This is a genomic window from Actinokineospora guangxiensis (assembly GCF_042657845.1).
Taxonomy (GTDB): domain Bacteria; phylum Actinomycetota; class Actinomycetes; order Mycobacteriales; family Pseudonocardiaceae; genus Actinokineospora; species Actinokineospora guangxiensis.
In genome coordinates, this window is sequence record NZ_JBHSKF010000010.1 from 196,980 (window position 1) to 215,181 (window position 18,202).

The following is an 18,202-nucleotide window of genomic DNA, read 5'->3' on the forward strand; positions in this document are numbered from 1 at the left end:
AAACCACGGTAATCGGTGTCGCCCATCCGTGTCAGATCGACTAGGAGATTTGTCCGTTTACCCTGCTCAGAGCCGTAACCGCCCGATCGAGGTCGGTCTCGTCCGAGTACAGATGGAAGGACAGGCGGACCTTCCCGGCCCGCATCGCGCACCGCACGCCCGCCTCGGCGAGGCGTTCGGCCACCCCGTCGCCGGAGAGGGCGAGGATGGCCGAGCCGCGCGGGGGCAGGCCCAGTTCGGCCAGCAGCCGGTCGGCGAGGCCGACGCCGTGCGCGCGGACGGCATCCATGTCCAGCCCGACCAGCCATGGCAGGGCGACCGCGGCGCTGACCTGGGCGAGCCAGACCGGCGCGAGGTCGTAGGCGCGGGCGTCGGGGGCCAGGCGGATCGGCAGGTCGTAGACCGTCGTCCACGGGTTGTCGCCCGCGTACCAGTTCGCGGCGACCGGCAGGGTCCAGTCGGCGGCCTCCGGGCGCACGGCCAGCCACGAGCCGCCGCGCACCGACATCAGCCACTTGTAGCCCGCGCCGACGACCCAGTCCGCCCAGTCCAGGCGGGTGGGCAGCCAGCCGAGGGACTGGGAGACGTCGAGCAGCACGCGGGTGCCGCTGGCGCGCAGGCCGTCGAGGTCGACCAGCGCGCCGTCGGCGGACTGGGCCACGGCGACGGCGACCAGGTCGAACTCGGGTGCGCGGTGGGCGAGGTCGGCCAGCGGCACGGCGGTCACCGTGACGCCGCGCCCGGCCTGGGCGGCGAACGGGAAGGTGACGCTGGTGAACTCGCCCTCGGCGACCAGGACCCGGGTGCCGTCCGGCACCCCGGCGGGCGACGGTGGACACGAGCTGGGAGACCGTCGCCCCCGAGGCGACCCGTTCGAGCGGGACGCCGATGAGGTCGGCGAAGCCCTGCCGGGCGAGGCGGACCGGCTCGTCGTACACCGGCGGCTCGTCCTGCCCGCCCGCCCACCTGGTCACGGCGGCGGCGACGGCTGCCGCGGTCGCCGCGGTCGGGATGCCGACCGAGGCGGTGTTCAGGTAGCCGGGCGGGACGTCGAACTTCTCTCCGAAGGCGCTACGCACAGGTCCCACCCTAGGCTGGTCCGCGTGCGCAGCGAGGAGATCGAGATCAGGACCGGCGCCGAAGAGGTCGTGCACGACCTGACGGCCGAGTGCGAGCGCTTCGTGCGCGGCGCGGGAGACGGGCTGCTGCACGTGTGGGTGCCGCACGCGACCGCGGGCCTGGCCGTCATCGAGACCGGCGCGGGCAGCGACGACGACCTGCTGGCCGCCCTGCGCGACGTGCTGCCCAAGGACGGCCGGTGGCGGCACCGGCACGGCTCCCCCGGCCACGGGCGCGACCACGTCATGCCCGCCTTCCTGCCGCCGTACGCGAGCGTGCCGGTGCTGGACGGGCGGATGGCGCTAGGCACTTGGCAGTCGGTCTGCCTGGTGGACACCAACGTCGACAACCCCGTGCGGACGGTCCGGCTGAGCTTCCTGGCGGGCTGAGGGCAGCGCCAGCGCGGCCAGCCCGAGCACGGCGAGCCCGCCGAGGACGACCACGCCGGTGAGCACGTCGGGCGCGTCCGGGGTCCCCTGCAGGAGGCTGCGCAGGCCCTCGGCGGAGAAGCGGAACGGCGTCCACGACCACAGCAGGGCGCGGTAGACGGGGTCCAGCAGCTCCGGGACCGTGCCCGCGACGCTCGGCGCGATCAGGTAGAGCGGGCCGAGCACGGCCAGCGCCCGGATGCCCAGGAACTTCACCAGCGCGCCCTGGACCGAGGCGAACGCGACGGCGGTCAGCAGCAGGTAGCCGAGGACGTCGGCGGTCAGCGGCAGGCTGGAGTCCCACAGCGCCAGCAGACCCGCCACCGCGCCGGTCGCGGCGAGGCCGACCCCGGCGACGAGCCCGTAGCGCGAAGCGGTGGTCGGGGCGATCCGGCGGCGCAGCGTCAGCGCGCCCAGGGCGGCGGCGGCGACGAGACCGCCGATCCACAGCAGCGCCGAGGCGGCCAGCGGGGCCGTGCGGCCCGCCGTGCTCGCCGGGTGCAGCGTCTCGACGGTGAACGGCACCCCCGCCGCCTGGGCCGCGCCGCTGAGCACCTGCTGCGCGGCCTGCGTGCCCGCCGGGTTGACCGCGCCGGAGACGACGACCGTGGCGGGCCTGCCCAGCTCCAGGACGCCGTAGACCTCCTTGTCGAGCAGCAGTCGCCTGGCCTGCTCCGGGGCGACGACCCGCCAGTCGACGGGTCCGTGCCCCGCGACGCGCTCGGCGCCGGCTCCGGTGACGGCCAGCGGCAGCGCCTCGGGCGCGGAACTGGCCTGCGCGCCGAAGGTGAGCAGGCCCAGCACGGCGGCGACGAGTCCGCCGAGCAGGGCGAGGGCCGCGACCAGCGCGGGGGGTCTGGGCATGGCGAACCTTCTTTCATCGTGTGTTGAATTACGGTAGCCGCGCGGCATCCCGAAATCAACACGCGTTGAATGAGGCTCGTGCCACCATGTGCGGCGTGACCGATCCGCGACTGCCCGGCCCCGACCTGCTCGTCCTCTGGGACATCGACCTGACGCTCGTCGACTACAGCGGCATCGGCCGCAAGTGGTACGGCGAGGCCATGACGGCCGCCCACGGACTCCCGATCGTGCACGTCCCGGCCTTCCCCGGCCGCACGGAACGATCGATCACCGCCGAACTGCTCACCGCCCACGGCGTGGAGGTCACCGAGACCGCCGTCCAGGCACTCTTCACCGAGCTGATCGCCATCGCCGAGGCCGCCAGGGCCGACCTCCCGGAACTGGGCCGCGCCCTCCCCGGCGCCGCGGCCCTGCTCGCCGCACTGGCCGAGCGGCCGAACGTCGTGCAGTCCCTGGTCACCGGCAACCTGCCGGAACTGGCCGCGTGCAAGCTGGAGGCCTTCGACCTGCACCACCACCTCGACTTCGAGGTGGGCGGCTACGGCGGCCTCTCCGCCGACCGCCACGACCTGGTCTCGGCCGCCATCGCCGCCGCGGGCGCCAAGTACGGCACCGCCTTCGACCCGGCCCGCGTGGTCGTCATCGGCGACACCCCGCACGACGTCGCCGCCGCCCTGCACCACGGCGCGATCGGCGTCGGGGTGGCCACGGGCCGATCGACGGTGGCGGAGCTGCGGGAGAGCGGGGCGCAGCTGGTCTTGGAAGACCTCTCCGACACCCCGACGGCGCTGGCCGCGCTGATGGACGCGGCCAGCACCGGATCGACTCCGGGAACTAGCCCCTGACCAGGCCCACCAGGGTCGCGACGACCTCGTCCACCGGCACGTCCTGGCGCTCGCCGGTGGCGCGGTCCTTGACCTCGACCACGCCGGTGGCCAGGCCGCGCCCGACGACCACGATCGTCGGCACGCCCACCAGCTCGGCGTCGGCGAACTTGACCCCGGGCGAGGCGAGGCGGTCGTCGAAGAGGACGTCGAGGCCCGCTTCCGACAGCTCGGCGGCCAGCTTCTCCGCCGCCGCCCGCTGGGTCTCGTCCTTGCCCGCGACGGCCAGGTGCACGTCGTACGGGGCGACGTTGCGAGGCCAGATCAGGCCGCGGTCGTCGTGGCTCTGCTCGGCCAGCACGGCGACCAGGCGCGAGACGCCGATGCCGTAGGAGCCCATGGTGACCCGGACGGGCTTGCCGTCCTTGCCGAGGGCGTCCAGGGAGAAGGCGTCGGCGTACTTGCGGCCGAGCTGGAAGATGTGGCCGATCTCGATGCCGCGCGCCGCCACCAGGGTGCCGGTGCCGTCAGGGGCCGGGTCGCCCTCGCGGACCTCGGCGGCCTCGATGGTGCCGTCGGGGGTGAAGTCGCGGCCCGCGACCAGGTCGACCACGTGGTGGTCGAGCAGGTCGGCGCCGGTGACCCAGGCCGTGCCGGTGACCACACGGGGGTCGACCAGGTAGCGGACCTTGTTCTCCAGCAGCGCCTTCGGGCCGATGTAGCCCTTCACCAGGAACGGGTTCGCGGCGAAGTCGGCCTCCTCCAGCATCGCGGTCTCGGCGGGGGCCAGGGCGGCCTCCAGGCGCTTGGCGTCGACCTCGCGGTCGCCGGGGACGCCCACGGCCAGCAGCTCCCACTCCGCCGCGCCGGGCAGGCGGGTCTTGAGCAGGACGTTCTTGAGCGTGTCGGCGGCGGTGAAGGTGCGGCCCATGCCCGCGCCGTTGAGGAAGTCGACCAGCGTGCCGATGGTCGGCGTGTCCGGCGTGTGGTGGACCTGGGCCTCGGGCAGCCCGTCGAGGGGGATCTCGGCGGGGGCCGTGGTGACGACCGCCTCGACGTTGGCGGCGTAGCCCGAGCCGGTGCTGCGCACGAACGTGTCCTCGCCGGTGGCGGCCTCGGCCAGGAACTCCTCCGACGCGGAGCCGCCCATCGCCCCCGAGGTCGCCTTGACGACCACGTAGTCGATGCCGAGCTGGTCGAAGATCCGGATGTAGGTCTCGCGGTGCGCCTGGTAGCTGGCCTCCAGGCCGGCGTCGTCCAGGTCGAAGGAGTAGGAGTCCTTCATCAGGAACTCGCGCCCGCGCAGGATGCCCGCGCGCGGACGCGCCTCGTCGCGGTACTTCGTCTGGATCTGGTACAGCGTGACCGGGTAGTCCTTGTACGAGGTGTACTCGCCCTTCACGGTGAGCGTGAACAGCTCCTCGTGAGTGGGTCCGAGCAGGTAGTCCCCGCCCTTGCGGTCCTTCAGGCGGAACAGGTTGGGGCCGTACTCGGTCCACCGGTTCGTCGCCTCGTAGGGCTCCTTGGGCAGCAGCGCCGGGAACTGGATCTCCTGGGCGCCCATCGCGTCCATCTCGGCGCGGACGATGCCCTCGACCTTGCGCAGCACGCGCAGGCCCAGCGGCAGCCAGGAGTAGCCGCCCGGGGAGACCCTGCGGACGTACCCGGCGCGCACCAGCAGCTTGTGGCTGGGCACCTCGGCGTCCGCCGGGTCCTCGCGCAGGGTGCGCAGGAACAGCGACGACATCCTGGTGATCACGGCATGGCTCCTTGGTCCAAGTGGTGCCAAGAAGGGTAGTGACGCACCCCCGGCCTGCGCATTCGGGTTCAGAACACGCGGGCCTCGGTGACGATCGCGGTGACCAGGTCGCGCGGGGTGACGTCGAAGGCGTAGTTGAGCGCGGCGGTGCCCGGCGGCGCGACGGCGACCCCGGCGAACGCGGTGACCTCCTCAGCGGCGCGCACCTCGATCGGCACGTCCGCCCCGGTCGGCGTGGCCATATCCACTGTGGACTCAGGTGCGGCGACGACGAACGGCACGCCCGCCCGGTGCGCGGCCAGGGCCAGCGGGTAGGTGCCCACCTTGTTGACCACGTCCCCGTTCGCCGCGATCCGGTCCGCCCCGACGACGACCGCCTGCACGAGGCCGTTGGCGATCACCGACGGCCCCGCCGCGTCGGCGACGACGGTGTGCGCCGCACCCATCCGCGCCAGCTCCCAGGCGGTCAGCCGCGCGCCCTGCAGCAGCGGGCGGGTCTCGTCGGCGTAGACGTGGGCGAGCGCGCCGCGCTCGTGCAGCGAGCGGACGACACCGAGCGCGGTGCCCCACTCCACGCAGGCCAGCGCGCCCGCGTTGCAGTGGGTCTGGATGGCCAGCGGGCCGCCGACGCGCTCCAGCAGCCAGTCCGCGCCGCGCTCGCCGATGGCGCGGCAGGAGGCGATGTCCTCGTCGCGGACCCGGATCGCGGCGGACAGCACGGCGTCGGGTCCGCCCGCCAGGTGGGCCAGGGCCTGGTCCACGCCCCAGGCCAGGTTCACCGCGGTCGGCCGGGCGGCGCGCAGCCTGGCCGCCGCCGCCGGGACGTCGTCGGCGGAGCCGGGGGACACCGCCGCGAGCGCGACCCCGAGCGCGCCCGCCACCCCCAGCGCCGGGGCGCCGCGGATGGCCAGCGAGCGGATCGCGGCGATCAGGTCGTCGACGGTCTCGATGTCGAGCAGGACCACCTCGTGGGGCAAGCGAGTCTGATCGATTGCCACGATCCGGTGATCGGCCCAGTCCACGGTGCGCACAGAGGACATGATCAGGGCTCGGAGGTCTACCGTCGACTCCCATGGGCATGGAGATTGGCGGCGTGACGATCGACTGCGCCGACCCCGCGAAGCTGGCCGACTTCTGGACAGCCGCCCTCGGCTACGAGGTCGGCACCGACATCCAGGGCGTCTTCCTGTTCCTGGTCCCCCCGGGAGCCGCGCCGGGCGAGGCGGCGTACGTCGCCCTGCAGAAGGTGGACGAGCCGAAATCGAGCAAGAACCGAGTGCACCTGGACTTCCACACCGAGGACCGCGGGGCCGAGGTCGAGCGCCTGGTGGACCTCGGCGCGACGGTGCTCGGCGAGCAGGTCGTCCCCGGCCTGTCGTGGACCGTGCTGGCCGACCCCGAGGGCAACGAGTTCTGCGTCGGCTCCCGCAACGGCTGACCGGCCCGGCTGACATAGGCTCCGCACCGTGCTCGTTCTGCTCCCCCCGTCGGAGACCAAGGCCGACGGCGGCTCCGGCGCGCCGCTGGACCTCGCCGCGCTGTCCTTTCCCGAACTGACCGCCGTGCGCGAGCGGCTGGTCGGCGCGCTGTCCGGGCTCGACCCCGCCGCCGCGTCGAAGGCGCTGGGCCTCTCCGAGCGCCAGGCCGACGAGGTCGAGCGCAACGCCCGGCTGCGGGAAGCGCCCACCACGCCCGCCATCCGCCGCTACACCGGCGTGCTCTACGACGCGCTCGACTACGGCTCCTTCACCCGGGGCCAGCGGGCGCGCGCGGGCAGGCGGCTGGCGATCGCGTCCGCACTGTTCGGGGTCGTGCGCGCCGACGACCCGATCCCGGCCTACCGGCTCTCCGGCGGCACCGTCCTGCCCGGGGTCGGCGGGCTGCGCGGGGTGTGGCGGGTCGACCTGGAGAAGGCGCTCTCGACCGCCGACGACCTCGTCGTGGACCTGCGCTCGGGCCCCTACGCCGCGCTCGCGGCGGTGCCGCACGCGGTCACGGTCAAGGTCGTGACCGCGACCGGGCTGGCGGTCAGCCACTTCAACAAGGCGCACAAGGGCAGGCTGGCCGCCGCGCTGGCCCGCGCGCCGCGCGAGCCCGGCACGGTGCGCGGTCTCGTCTCGATCGCCGCGGCCGCGGGTCTGCGGCTGGAGGCGGTCGGGAAGAACGCCCTGGAACTGGTCATCGATTAATTCGGTTGCCCGGCCGCGCCGGGCCGGGGGAGACTTCCGCCCGAACAGGCCGGTGGGGATTCACCGGTGGATCACGAGGAGGTGCCGTCATGGGTATTGCCGCCCGGGTGGTCGAGGCACCGACCCTTCCACCAGCCCCGCCGCGCTGATCACACCCGCACCCGCGCCCCCTGAGGGCGTCGCAGCCGTGCGCTGATCACCACCCGCGCGGTGGGGTTCCCAGACACCAGCTTTGGAGAACCCACCAGTGCGCAAGCACGAGATCCTCTCTGCGTACGAGGACTACCTCGACGTCGAGGAAGCCTTTGAATCCGCCCAGCCCCAGCGCATGCGCCGCCGCCGCGCCGAGGGCCAGACCGAACCCACCCGCTCCGGCAGGCTGACCGAGGCCGAGAAGGTCCGCCTGGAGCGCGCCCGCGAGGACGCCGGACCGGAGCTGCCCGACGGCGCCGACCGCTGGACCACCTGGATCGACGCCGAGCAGGGCCCGCACCCCCGGCCCGACTGGGTGATCACCGACGGCGGCGCGGCCGACTCCGACCTCGGCATCGTCAAGACCGGCAAGGAGGCCGACGTCTTCCTGCTCGAACGCGCCGCGCCCGGCGGCGCGTCGTGCCTGATGGCGGCCAAGCGCTACCGCGGCAGCGAGCACCGCATGTTCCACCGCGACTCCGGCTACCTCGAAGGGCGGCGCATGCGCCGCTCCCGCGAGATGCGCGCGATCGCCAACCGCAGCTCCTTCGGCCGCAACCTGATCGCCGAGCAGTGGGCGGTCGCCGAGTTCGCCGCGCTGTCGCGGCTGTGGTCGGTGGGCGCCCCGGTGCCCTACCCGGTGCAGCGCGACGGCACCGAGCTGCTGCTGGAGTTCCTCGGCGACGCCGACGGGCAGGCCGCGCCGCGGCTGGCCCAGCTGCGCCCGGAGCCCGACGAGGCGCTTGAGCTGTGGGAGCAGCTGCTGACCGCGCTGGAGCTGATGGCGGCCCAGGGACTCACCCACGGGGACCTGTCCGCCTACAACCTGCTCGTCCACGACGGCCACATCGTGCTGATCGACCTGCCCCAGGTCGTCGACCTCGTGGCCAACCCGGCGGGCAGGCAGTTCCTGGTCAGGGATGTGACTTCGGTCGCCACCTGGTTCCGGGGGCGTGGACTGCCGGAACCCCTGGTGGACCCGCTGATCGTGGCCGAGCGACTGATGTCGGCCGCCGGCCTGGAGTAGCCCTGGGCAGCGCCCGCCGCGAGTGCGTCCGACCTGGTCGGGTACGCTCGACAGAGCACCACGAGCGGCGGGCGCCGCTCCCTGCCCGGCCCGACCCGCCGGCAGCCACCATAAGCCGCACTGATCGCGGCCCGACACACCAGACGACAGGCGCCGAATGAGCGCCGGGCCCGTCCGTGTTCTCCCCAGGGGAGTCCTGACGCGACGTGCCACCACGTCCCGAGAGGACCCCGTGCTTAACCAGAGCTTTGCTGACCTTGGCCTGCCCACCGAGCTGGTCGACGCCCTCGCCGCCGCGGGCATCGAGACCCCGTTCGAGGTCCAGGCGGTCACCATCCCCGACGCCCTCGCCGGGCGCGACGTGCTGGGCCGCGCCCGCACCGGCTCCGGCAAGACGCTGGCCTTCGGCCTGCCGCTGCTGGCCCGCCTCGCCGAGGCCGAGCCCGTCCGCTCCCGCCGCCCGCGGGCGCTGGTGCTGGTCCCGACCCGCGAGCTGGCCCTGCAGGTGGTCGACGCCCTGCACCCGATGGCGAAGTCGCTGGGCCTGTGGGTCCGCGCCGCCGTCGGCGGCATGTCCTTCGTCAAGCAGGTCGAGGCGCTGCGCCGCGGTGTGGACCTGCTGGTCGCCACCCCCGGCAGGCTCTCCGACCACGTCCGCCAGGGCACCTGCGAGCTGGGCGACATCGCCCACGTCGCGATCGACGAGGCCGACCAGATGGCCGACATGGGCTTCCTGCCCCAGGTGCGCGAGATCCTGGACCTCATCAGCCGCGAGTCCCAGGTGCTGCTGTTCTCCGCCACCCTCGACGGCGACGTCGACACCCTGGTCAAGGCCTACCTGACCGACCCGGTCACGCACTCGGTCGTCCCGCCGGACACCGACGTCGCGCTGATGGAGCACCACCTGCTGTTCGTGTCCAAGCAGGACAAGCCCGACGTGGTCGCCGAGATGGCCGCCCGCCAGGGCCGCACGATCATGTTCGTGCGCACCAAGCACCACGTCGACCGCCTCGCCGACAAGCTGCGCTCGGTCGGCGTGTCCGCGGGCGCGCTGCACGGCGGCAAGACCCAGGGCGCCCGCAACCGCGTCCTGAGCCGCTTCCGCGACGGCGACCTGCCCGTCCTGGTGGCCACCGACGTCGCCGCGCGCGGCATCCACGTCGACGGCGTCGACCTGGTCGTCCACGTCGACCCGCCCGCCGACTCCAAGGACTACCTGCACCGCGCGGGCCGCACGGCGCGCGCGGGCGAGTCGGGCACGGTCGTCACGGTCGTCACCCACGACCAGCGCCGCACCGTCCTGCGCCTGACCGACCGCGCGGGCGTCTCCCCGGCCTCGGCCAAGGTCCGCCCCGGTGACGAGGAGCTGGCCCGCATCACCGGCGCCCGCACCCCGTCGGGCATCCCGGTCCCCGAGGACGTCGCCCCGGTCCGTCCCCGCCGCGGCAGCCGGGACGAGCGCCCCTCCTTCCGCGACCGCCCCTCTTTCCGCGACCGCGGCGACCGCCCGTCCTTCCGCGACCGCGGCGACCGCCCGGCGGGCGACCGCCCGTCGTACCGCGACCGCTCCGCGGACGACCGTCCCTCCTTCCGGGACCGCCCGTCGAGCGACCGCCCGTCCTTCCGCGACCGCCCGGCGGGCGAGCGGGAGGACCGTCCCCGTCGCTTCGACCGCGACGACCGCCCGCGCTTCGGCGACCGCCCCGCCTCCGGTGACCGCCCCCGCTTCGGCGGCGCGTCCGACCGCCCGAACCGCGAGGACCGCCCGCGCCGCTTCGACGACCGCGCCGAGCGCCCCCGCTTCGACCGCGACGAGCGGCCCCGCAGGTTCGACCGCGAGGACCGCCCGCGCCGCTTCGACGACCGCGCCGAGCGCCCGCGCTTCGGCGACCGCCCGGCGGGCGAGCGCCCGCGCTTCGACCGCGACGACCGGCCCCGCTTCGGCGACAGGTCCGACCGCAAGGGCTTCGGCGACCGCGCCGAGCGCCGCTTCGACGGCGGCGACCGCCCGCGCTTCGGCACCCGGGACGAGCGCCCCCGCCACAGCGACGACCGCCGCGGCCCGGTCCGCCGCGACGACCGCGCGGGCACCCAGGGCGAGCGCCCCTTCCGCGCCGACCACCGCGTCGAGCGCACCGACGACCGCCCCCGCAAGCCGCGCCACAGCCAGACCCGCCACGACCGCCCCACCGACACCCACGCGGCCCACAAGCCCCGCGGCTGGCGCGAAGGCGACCGCAGGTCCAAGAGCAAGCACTGATCCGAGTTGACGAAGGGCCTGTCCGCCGCGGCGGATAGGCCCTTCCTCGTTCCCGGACCACCAGCCCGGCGGCGACCCCCAGGTCAAGCGGCGCTGGTCAGGGCAGGTCGGCCGCCAGTCCGGCGACCTCGCCGATCACCGTCACCGCGGGCGGTCGAATCCCCTGTGCCGCAACGTCATGCGCAACTTTGTCCAAAGTAGACCACAGCACCCGCTGCGTCCGCATCGTCCCCTCCTGGATCACCGCGACCGGTGTCCCCTGGGCTCGTCCACCCGCCACCAGGACCTCGGCGAAGCGGGCCAGCTTGTCCACGCCCATCATCAGCACGATGGTCCCGCGCAGCCGGGCCAAGGCGTCCCAGTCGGTCAGGGAAGCCGGGTCGTCGGGGGCGATGTGGCCGGAGACGACGACCACCTCGTGCGCCACGCCCCGGTGGGTCACCGGGACCTCCGCCAGGGCGGGGACGGCGAAGGCCGAGGTGACGCCGGGGACCACGGTGACCGGGATGCCCGCCTCGGCGAGGGCGATGACCTCCTCGAAGCCGCGGCCGAAGACGTAGTTGTCGCCGCCCTTGAGCCGCACCACGAACTTGCCCGCGCGCGCGTGGGTGATCAGCGCGTCGTTGATCGCCTCCTGGGCGGCGGCGCGGCCGTAGGGGATCTTGGCGGCGTCGATGACCTCGACGTGCGGGGGCAGTTCGTCCAGCAGGTCGCGGGGGCCGAGCCGGTCGGCGACGACGACGTCGGCCCTGGCCAGGAGCCTGCGGCCGCGCACGGTGATCAGCTCGGGGTCGCCGGGGCCGCCGCCGACCAGGGCGACACCCGTCGGCGGGGTGTCGGCGCGGTCGTCGGTGGCGCCGGAGCGCAGCGCGGCGAGGAGGTTGTCGCGGACGGCGGCCGATCGGGCGTGCTCCCCGCCCGCCAGCACGCCCACGAGCAGGCCCTCGTAGGACCCGGTCGCCGGCGTCACGGCCGTGCCCTCCGAGCCCGCGTCGGCCCGCACGCAGAACACCCGGCGCCGCTCGGCGTCGGCGGCGATGGCCTCGTTGACCTCCGTCGAGGACGTGCAGGCCAGCACGTACCAGGCGCCGTCGAGGTCGCCGTCGGCGTACACCCGCTCGGCCCAGGCGATCTCGCCGGAGTCGGCCATGGCCTGCACGGACGGGGTCACCTCGGGGGAGACGAGCTCCACCACCGCGCCCGCGGCGATGAGCTTGGGAAGCCTGCGCTGGGCCACGGTGCCCCCGCCGACCACGACCACCCGCCGACCGGCGAGGTCGAGCCCGACCAGGTAGTGCTGTTCAGCCATGGCGGTAAGCATGCCGGGTGGACGCCCGGTCACCGCAGCGCGACACCGGTCAGTGTGACGGATGCGGCACGGCGAGGCGGTAGCCGACGCCGCGCACCGACTCGACCTCGACGCCGCGCGCGCTCTCGCGCAGCGACCTGCGCAGGCGCTTCACCGCGGAGACGACAGCCTGGCTGTCGCCGACGTACGTGCGCCCCCAGACGTGCTGGGTCAGCTCGCTGAACGACCAGACGCGGCCGGGATCGCCCGCGAGGGTCATGAGCAGGTCGAAGTCGCGCGCCGACAGCGGCAGCGGCACACCGTGCCAAGTGGCCTCGCGCAGGTCGGCGTCCAAGCGCAGCTTGCCGCACTCCACGACGCGGTGGCCGCTGGGCAGCTCGCCCGCGAACGCCGTGCGCAGGGCGTGCGCGTCCGGCACGTAGAGCAGCGCGACACCGCCGCCACCAGCCGCGGCGATGGCCGCGAGCTGGTCGGAGCTGGTGCCGACGCACACGACCAGGGGTAACTCCGAGCCATCGATCGTGCGGAGAACAGTCACCGGCCACCCCCACTGCTGAGCACACGTCAGTCCCTCACAACAACCGTCGTTTTCCGGGTCGTTTCGTTACAAAGATCAGGGTCGCGCGACCGCAAATCGACCAGATACCGCCCGGTGGAACTCCTTCACCGAATACCGCACCGTCCGGCAAGTTCGGAAGGGAACCGGCAGTCATCGCACGGCTACCGGAGGTGAACGCGCGCACCCCCCTGCCGCGCGCGGGAATGGGAGCTACCCGCTTTGTCTCCACGACCCCACCAGGGGAGGGCACGGACCTGGCTCGCCGCGGTCACCACCGCGGTCGCCGCGTCCGCCCTGCTCGCCCCACCCGCCCTCGCCGCACCGGCGGGGACCGACGCGAAGATCGAACCCCAGCTGCTCAGCGCGCTGGACGCCAAGGACAGCGCGGACTTCTGGGTGCTCTTCGGCACCCAGGCCGACCTCTCCCCCGCCTCGAAGATCACGGACTGGACGGCGAAGGGCAAGGCCGTCCTGGACGCCCTCAAGAGCACGGCCGACAAGAGCCAGGCGGCGGTGCGCGCCGACCTGGACGCGGCCAAGGTGGACTACGACACCTACTTCATCGCCAACGCCGTGCACGTCAAGAACGGCACGCAGGCGCTGGCGGAGTCGCTGGCCAAGCGCGGTGAGGTCGCCGACATCCTCGCCCCGCGCACCTACAAGCTCCCCGAGCTGACCCCCGGACAGGTCCAGGCGACCGTCGACGCGGTCGAGTGGGGCGTGGCCGACATCCGCGCCGACGACGCGTGGGACGCCTTCGGCACCCGCGGCGAGGGCATCGTCGTCGCCAACATCGACTCCGGCGTGCAGTTCGACCACCCCGCACTGGTCGGCAAGTACCGCGGCAACAACGGCGGCGCGTTCGACCACCAGTACAACTGGTTCGACCCGAGCGACATCTGCCCGGGCGACGCCCCCTGCGACAACAACGGCCACGGCACGCACACCATGGGCACCATGGTCGGCTCCGAGGGCGCCAACCAGGTCGGCGTCGCGCCGAACGCCCGCTGGATCGCGGCCAAGGGCTGCGAGTCCAGCGGCTGCTCGGAGTCGGCGCTGCTGTCCTCCGGCCAGTGGATCCTCGCCCCGACCGACACCTCCGGCGCGAACCCGCGCCCGGACCTGCGCCCGCACATCGTCAACAACTCCTGGGGCGCGGCCAACGGCGCGACGGTCGACCCCTGGTACAAGGCGACCGTGCAGGCCTGGCGCGCGGCGGGCATCTTCCCGTCGTTCTCCAACGGCAACTCCGGCCCCGGCTGCAACACCGCGGGCTCGCCCGGGGACAACCTGGAGTCCTACGCCTCCGGCGCGCACGACGTGAACGGCGCGATCGCCTCGTTCTCCAGCCGCGGCCCCGGCGAGAACGGCGAGATCCGCCCGAGCCTGTCCGCTCCGGGCGTCAACGTGCGCTCGTCGCTGCCGGACAACACCTACGGCACCGCCAACGGCACCTCGATGGCCGCGCCGCACACCTCGGCCGCGGTCGCCCTGATGTGGTCGGCGGCCCCGTCGCTGATCGGCGACATCGAGCAGACCAGCGCGCTGCTGGACGACACCGCCATCGACGTCAACGCGCTCACCTGCGGCGGCACCGTGGACGACAACAACGTCTTCGGCGAGGGCAAGCTGGACGCGTACGCGGCGGTCGAGGCCTCCCCGCGCGGCCCCGTCGGCACCGCGACCGGCACCGTGACCGACTCCGCCTCCGGCGAGCCGATCGCGGGCGCGAGCGTCACCATCACCGGCCCGACCAACCGCAGCCTGTCCACCGCGGCCAACGGCACCTACAGCTCCACGCTGCCGGTGGGCGACTACTCGGTCGCGGCGACCGCGTTCGGCTACGCGCAGGCCACCGCCACGCTGACCGTCACCGAGGGCCAGAGCGCCACGGTGAACCTGGCGCTCACCTCCGCGCCGCGCGCCGCCGTCACCGGTTCCGTGCGCAACGCCCAGGGCGCGGCCGTCGCGGGCGCGTCGGTGCAGATCCTGGGCACCCCGATCGCGGCGACCACCTCCGACGCCGAGGGCGCCTACTCCTTCGCGGGCGTCCCGCACGGCACCTACCAGGTCCGCGCGACCGCGGGCGGCTGCAACGACCCGAGCCAGGTCGAGCTGGTCGTCGACGGCGCGGAGACGCTCAACATCGTGCTCCCCGCGCGCGGGGACTCCTTCGGCCACCACTGCGTCCTGGAGCCCTCGTCCTATGTAGAGGGTGACACGGCGGTCGCGCTGACCGGCGACGACGCCGCGGCGTCGGTGGCCCTGCCGTTCGACTTCTTCTACTACGGCGGCAGCTACCGCGAGGCGCACGTCTCCACCAACGGCCACATCAACTTCCAGGCCCGCAGCACCGTGTTCAGCAACGTCGCCATCCCGGCCTCGGCCGCCCCGAACGCGGCGATCTACCCGTTCTGGGACGACCTGGTCATCGACGCCCAGAGCCAGATCCTGACCAAGGCCGCGGGCACCGCGCCGAACCGCGCGTTCACCATCGAGTGGCGCAACGCGACGGTCTACCAGCAGGCGACCACGCGGGTCGACTTCTCGGTGACCCTGTCCGAGAGCGGCGAGATCGCGTTCAGCTACCGCAACCTCGACGCGGCGAACCCGCGCGAGACCGGCAACTCGGCCACCGTCGGCATCGAGAACGCGACCGGCACCGTGGCGCTGCAGTACTCGCTGAACGCCCCGACCCTGGCCAACGAGACCACGATCCGGTTCCGGCCGCCGGCCTCCGGCACGGTCTCCGGCGAGGTCACCGACGCCAACGACCGCGGCGGCATCGAAGGCGCCTCGGTGAAGGTGCTCAACGGCGCCGCCACCGTCGCGACCACGACCACCGACGCCGAGGGTGACTACGCGCTTCGCCTGCTGGCGGGCACGTACACCGTCGAGGTGGCCAAGCAGCACTACGTCACCGTGACCGAGGAACTGGTCGTCGATGGCGCCGAGGACCTCAACGTCGCGCTGAACACCCCGCGGGCCGAGCTGACCGGCGGGCCGCTGTCCTTCCTCGGCCAGGAAGGCCAGCTGCGCGCCGCGAATGTCACCCTGGCCAGCACGGCCGACCTGCCGGTGTCCTTCACCCTGGCCGACAGCGCGCCGTGGCTGTGGGCGGTGCCGGGCTCGGCGAGCGTGGCGCCCGGGGCCTCCCGGGTGATCACCGTGCGCGTCGACCCGACCGGCCTGGAGCCGGGCGTGCACGAGGGCTCGGTGACGCTGACCACCAACGCGGGTCGGACCCCCACGCTGACCATCCCGGTCGAGCTGGTCGTCCCGGCCTACCGCACCGGTGTCGACGTCGGCGGCCCCGGCCTGACCGACCGCAACAGCGACGCCTGGGTCGGCGACCAGCAGTGGACGCCGGGCGGCTTCGGCTACCTCAGCGCGGGTCCGGTGGTGACCAGCAAGAAGGCCATCGCGGGCACCGACGAGGACGCGCTGTTCCAGACCCAGCGCGAGAGCGCGGGCGGCTACCGCTTCGACGACCTGCCCGCGGGCACCTACCAGGTCGAGCTGGGCTTCGCGGAGCTGCGCGCGAGCCTGGCCGCGGGCAAGCGGGTCTTCGACGTCTCGGTCAACGGCACCAAGGTGCTGGCGAACTACGACATCGTCGCCCGCGTCGGCACGCTGGCCGCCGACTCGCACACCTTCTGGGTCACCGTGCCGGAAGGCGGCTCGATCTCGGTCAGCCTGGCCGCCCTGCGCGGCAAGTCCGTCCCCGTGATCAACACGCTGCGGGTGACGCACCGCCCGGACCGCACCAGCTAGTCCGGTCCGACTGACGGCGGCCCCCGACCACCAGGTCGGGGGCCGTCTTCACGTCCTCACCCCGCCGCGCGCCACAGCCCTTCCGAGCCTTCGACCCGGTACCGCGCGTCGACGTAGAGCAGCGCGTGCAGCGCCAGCGTCCACGGCGTCACGAGGGTGCCGACCAGGATCGCGCCGAGGGCGTCGGCGAAGGCGGTGCCGCCGCTGATCGCGTCGAAGACCGAGTACACCGCGACCTTGAGGGCCAGGCCGACCAGGCTGGCGATCAGGGCGACGCCGAAGACGCGCCACCAGCCGCCCGCGCCGTCGTGCACCAGCTCCCGCGAGCGGCGCAGGGCCGCGACCGGGCCGAGGCGTTCCACCACCGCGACCGGTGGGGCCAGCAGCAGCACGACGCTGAGGTAGAGCATCAGGCCCAGCGGCGGCAGCGCCAGGACCAGGCCGAGCGGGCTGATCGCCACGGCCAGGGCGCCGAGGGCGGCCATCCCGGCGGCGAGACCGACGAGCAGGCCGGTCAGCACCGCCACGCCGAGCAGCGCGGGCATCGACGGCGAGCCCGCGCGCAGCGCCGCGGACGCCCGGGTCGTGTGGCCGAAGACCGCGCGCGGCACGACGGTGTTGACCACCGCAGCCAGCACGATCCCCACCAGCCCGAACGCCGCGGTGCGCAGCAGCGACGCGGCGAACGGCGGGAACGCCGAGCCGGGATGGCCGGTCAGGTCGAGTCCGGCCGGGTCGCCGCCGAAGGCCAGCAGCACCGCGAGCCGGGCGGCCAGCTCCCCCACCACCGCCACGGCGAAACCGATCCCCAGCAGCGCGCCCGGGTGCCTGCGCACGGCGTCCAGCGCGCCGCGCAGCAGATCCGGCACGCTCAACGGGCGCAGCGGCACTATGCCGAGTCGCAGCCCGATGTCCTCGCTCATCCCCACAAGCTCCCCTCGCCGAGGGAAACCTACAGGTGACCTCCGACGAATTTCAGCGCTTCGGGAAGTGCCTTGCGCCAGTACGCCTCGTCGTGGCCGCCCGGCGCCCACGTGCCCTTGGCCTTCACCCGCCCGGCGAAATCCTTTGAGGTGCCCAGGAACGCCGCGTCCCCGGCGCCGCACCAGACGCCGACCGCCCTGCCGGAGAACTCCGACGTGTGGCGCAGCGGCTCGGCGGCCTCCCACTGGGCGCGGTCCTGGTAGTCCCCGGACGCCTCGGCGTACTGCCAGCCCTCGTACAGCGTCGGGCTGACGGCGGCGACCGCGCGGATGCCGGTCGTGGCGCGGGCGTGGTTGAGCGCGCCCATCGCGCCCTCGCCGAGGCCGATCACGGCGAACGGCGTGCTGGCCAGGTCGTGGTAGGACAGCCAGCCGGGCATGTCCTCGGTGAGCATGCGCTGCGGGTCGTCGTACTTGGTGCCGACCCAGTTGCCGCCGTCGACGGCGGCGATGGCGAACGGCGCGCTGGTGTAGCGGGCCAGCTCGGTGAGCATCTCGGCGATGCCGTACTTGAGGAAGGTGCGCGCCCCGCCGAGCTTCGGGTGCAGCGCCAGGCACACCGGGATCGGCCCCGGCGGGATGCCGGACGGGCGGACGAAGACGATGTCGACCTCTTGCGCGCGGCCGTGCGTGGAGAGCTTGCGGTCGGTGGTGACGGGCTCGGCCGCCGTGGCGGGGGGCTTGGTCAGGGCCAGCTCGCTCTTGGGGTCGATCTCCGGGGTCTGCCCCTGGCAGCCGGTCAGCAGGCAGGCGCCCGCGCCCAGCCCGCCGAGGAGGGCGGCCCGGCGGGACAGCCGAACAGTTCGCGCAGTGTTCACAAGTTCTCCGCTCGTCACGGACCCCAGGGCCGATCTTATGGGGAAGGAGGCCGCCGAAATCCAGTATCAAGGGCCAACCTCACCTTTGGGGAGCGCT

The 18,202-nt window shown here is 73.7% G+C and carries 14 protein-coding genes and 1 pseudogene; 7 read left to right on the forward strand and 8 right to left on the reverse strand.

Features of this window, described 5'->3' with window-relative positions; translation table 11 throughout:
• Positions 1-40 precede the first annotated feature (40 nt).
• Positions 41-1,079, reverse strand: a pseudogene (locus tag ACFPM7_RS19915) (aminotransferase class V-fold PLP-dependent enzyme).
• Positions 1,080-1,103: 24 nt separating this feature from the next.
• Between ACFPM7_RS19915 and ACFPM7_RS19920 the strand changes: the two are divergent.
• The gene (locus ACFPM7_RS19920; RefSeq protein WP_378249166.1) at positions 1,104-1,508 is read left to right on the forward strand and encodes a YjbQ family protein; all 405 of its coding nucleotides are present in this window, start codon (positions 1,104-1,106) and stop codon (positions 1,506-1,508) included.
• Here the strand turns inward: ACFPM7_RS19920 and ACFPM7_RS19925 are convergent.
• Positions 1,422-2,411: a YhgE/Pip domain-containing protein gene (locus tag ACFPM7_RS19925; protein ID WP_378249167.1), complete on the reverse strand. Its 990-nt coding sequence runs from the start codon at positions 2,409-2,411 to the stop codon at positions 1,422-1,424. The two genes, ACFPM7_RS19920 and ACFPM7_RS19925, sit on opposite strands and share 87 nt — an antisense overlap.
• Before the next feature lie 95 nt (positions 2,412-2,506).
• On the opposite strand from ACFPM7_RS19925, the gene ACFPM7_RS19930 reads away from it, so the two are divergent.
• Positions 2,507-3,256, forward strand: a complete 750-nt coding sequence (locus tag ACFPM7_RS19930; RefSeq protein ID WP_378249168.1) for an HAD family hydrolase — start codon at positions 2,507-2,509, stop codon at positions 3,254-3,256.
• Here ACFPM7_RS19930 and ACFPM7_RS19935 read toward each other — a convergent pair.
• Both ACFPM7_RS19935 and mtnA read right to left on the reverse strand, forming a co-directional pair.
• Positions 3,246-4,994: a proline--tRNA ligase gene (locus tag ACFPM7_RS19935; RefSeq protein WP_378249169.1), complete on the reverse strand. Its 1,749-nt coding sequence runs from the start codon at positions 4,992-4,994 to the stop codon at positions 3,246-3,248. The genes ACFPM7_RS19930 and ACFPM7_RS19935 overlap by 11 nt on opposite strands.
• Before the next feature lie 68 nt (positions 4,995-5,062).
• Complete coding sequence (mtnA, locus tag ACFPM7_RS19940; protein WP_378249170.1) at positions 5,063-6,034, reverse strand: S-methyl-5-thioribose-1-phosphate isomerase; 972 nt, start codon at positions 6,032-6,034, stop codon at positions 5,063-5,065.
• 32 nt (positions 6,035-6,066) lie between these two features.
• Here mtnA and ACFPM7_RS19945 point away from each other — a divergent pair, with 32 nt between their 5' ends.
• The 4 genes from ACFPM7_RS19945 to ACFPM7_RS19960 all read left to right on the forward strand — a co-directional run bounded on the left by ACFPM7_RS19945 (position 6,067) and on the right by ACFPM7_RS19960 (position 10,662).
• Positions 6,067-6,432, forward strand: a complete 366-nt coding sequence (locus ACFPM7_RS19945) for a VOC family protein (RefSeq protein ID WP_378249171.1) — start codon at positions 6,067-6,069, stop codon at positions 6,430-6,432.
• Positions 6,433-6,460: 28 nt separating this feature from the next.
• Positions 6,461-7,183: a YaaA family protein gene (locus ACFPM7_RS19950; RefSeq protein WP_378249172.1), complete on the forward strand. Its 723-nt coding sequence runs from the start codon at positions 6,461-6,463 to the stop codon at positions 7,181-7,183.
• A 247-nt stretch (positions 7,184-7,430) separates the two neighbouring features.
• The gene (locus ACFPM7_RS19955; RefSeq protein WP_378249173.1) at positions 7,431-8,402 is read left to right on the forward strand and encodes a serine protein kinase RIO; all 972 of its coding nucleotides are present in this window, start codon (positions 7,431-7,433) and stop codon (positions 8,400-8,402) included.
• A 157-nt stretch (positions 8,403-8,559) separates the two neighbouring features.
• The gene (locus ACFPM7_RS19960; RefSeq protein ID WP_378249174.1) at positions 8,560-10,662 is read left to right on the forward strand and encodes a DEAD/DEAH box helicase; all 2,103 of its coding nucleotides are present in this window, start codon (positions 8,560-8,562) and stop codon (positions 10,660-10,662) included.
• A gap of 97 nt (positions 10,663-10,759) precedes the next feature.
• On the opposite strand, the gene cobA is transcribed toward ACFPM7_RS19960, so the two are convergent.
• Positions 10,760-11,971: a uroporphyrinogen-III C-methyltransferase gene (gene cobA / locus ACFPM7_RS19965; RefSeq protein WP_378249175.1), complete on the reverse strand. Its 1,212-nt coding sequence runs from the start codon at positions 11,969-11,971 to the stop codon at positions 10,760-10,762.
• A 49-nt stretch (positions 11,972-12,020) separates the two neighbouring features.
• Positions 12,021-12,509, reverse strand: coding sequence for a winged helix-turn-helix domain-containing protein (locus ACFPM7_RS19970; RefSeq protein ID WP_378249176.1), 489 nt, complete (start codon positions 12,507-12,509; stop codon positions 12,021-12,023).
• A 240-nt stretch (positions 12,510-12,749) separates the two neighbouring features.
• Here ACFPM7_RS19970 and ACFPM7_RS19975 point away from each other — a divergent pair, with 240 nt between their 5' ends.
• Positions 12,750-16,304, forward strand: a complete 3,555-nt coding sequence (locus ACFPM7_RS19975; protein ID WP_378249177.1) for a carboxypeptidase regulatory-like domain-containing protein — start codon at positions 12,750-12,752, stop codon at positions 16,302-16,304.
• 56 nt (positions 16,305-16,360) lie between these two features.
• Here ACFPM7_RS19975 and ACFPM7_RS19980 read toward each other — a convergent pair whose 3' ends face one another.
• Both ACFPM7_RS19980 and ACFPM7_RS19985 read right to left on the reverse strand, forming a co-directional pair.
• On the reverse strand, positions 16,361-17,227 hold the full coding sequence (locus tag ACFPM7_RS19980; RefSeq protein ID WP_378249178.1) for a hypothetical protein: 867 nt from the start codon (positions 17,225-17,227) through the stop codon (positions 16,361-16,363).
• Between the two features lie 29 nt (positions 17,228-17,256).
• On the reverse strand, positions 17,257-18,105 hold the full coding sequence (locus ACFPM7_RS19985) for an alpha/beta hydrolase (protein ID WP_378249179.1): 849 nt from the start codon (positions 18,103-18,105) through the stop codon (positions 17,257-17,259).
• Positions 18,106-18,202 lie beyond the last annotated feature (97 nt).

Coding starts and splice junctions, on each gene's coding strand:
- ACFPM7_RS19945 (WP_378249171.1), top strand. CDS start 6,067: ATGGGCATGGAGATTGGCGGCGTGACGATCGACTGCGCCGACCCCGCG.
- ACFPM7_RS19960 (WP_378249174.1), top strand. CDS start 8,560: ATGAGCGCCGGGCCCGTCCGTGTTCTCCCCAGGGGAGTCCTGACGCGA.
- mtnA (WP_378249170.1), bottom strand. CDS start 6,034: ATGTCCTCTGTGCGCACCGTGGACTGGGCCGATCACCGGATCGTGGCA.
- cobA (WP_378249175.1), bottom strand. CDS start 11,971: ATGGCTGAACAGCACTACCTGGTCGGGCTCGACCTCGCCGGTCGGCGG.
- ACFPM7_RS19925 (WP_378249167.1), bottom strand. CDS start 2,411: ATGCCCAGACCCCCCGCGCTGGTCGCGGCCCTCGCCCTGCTCGGCGGA.
- ACFPM7_RS19980 (WP_378249178.1), bottom strand. CDS start 17,227: ATGAGCGAGGACATCGGGCTGCGACTCGGCATAGTGCCGCTGCGCCCG.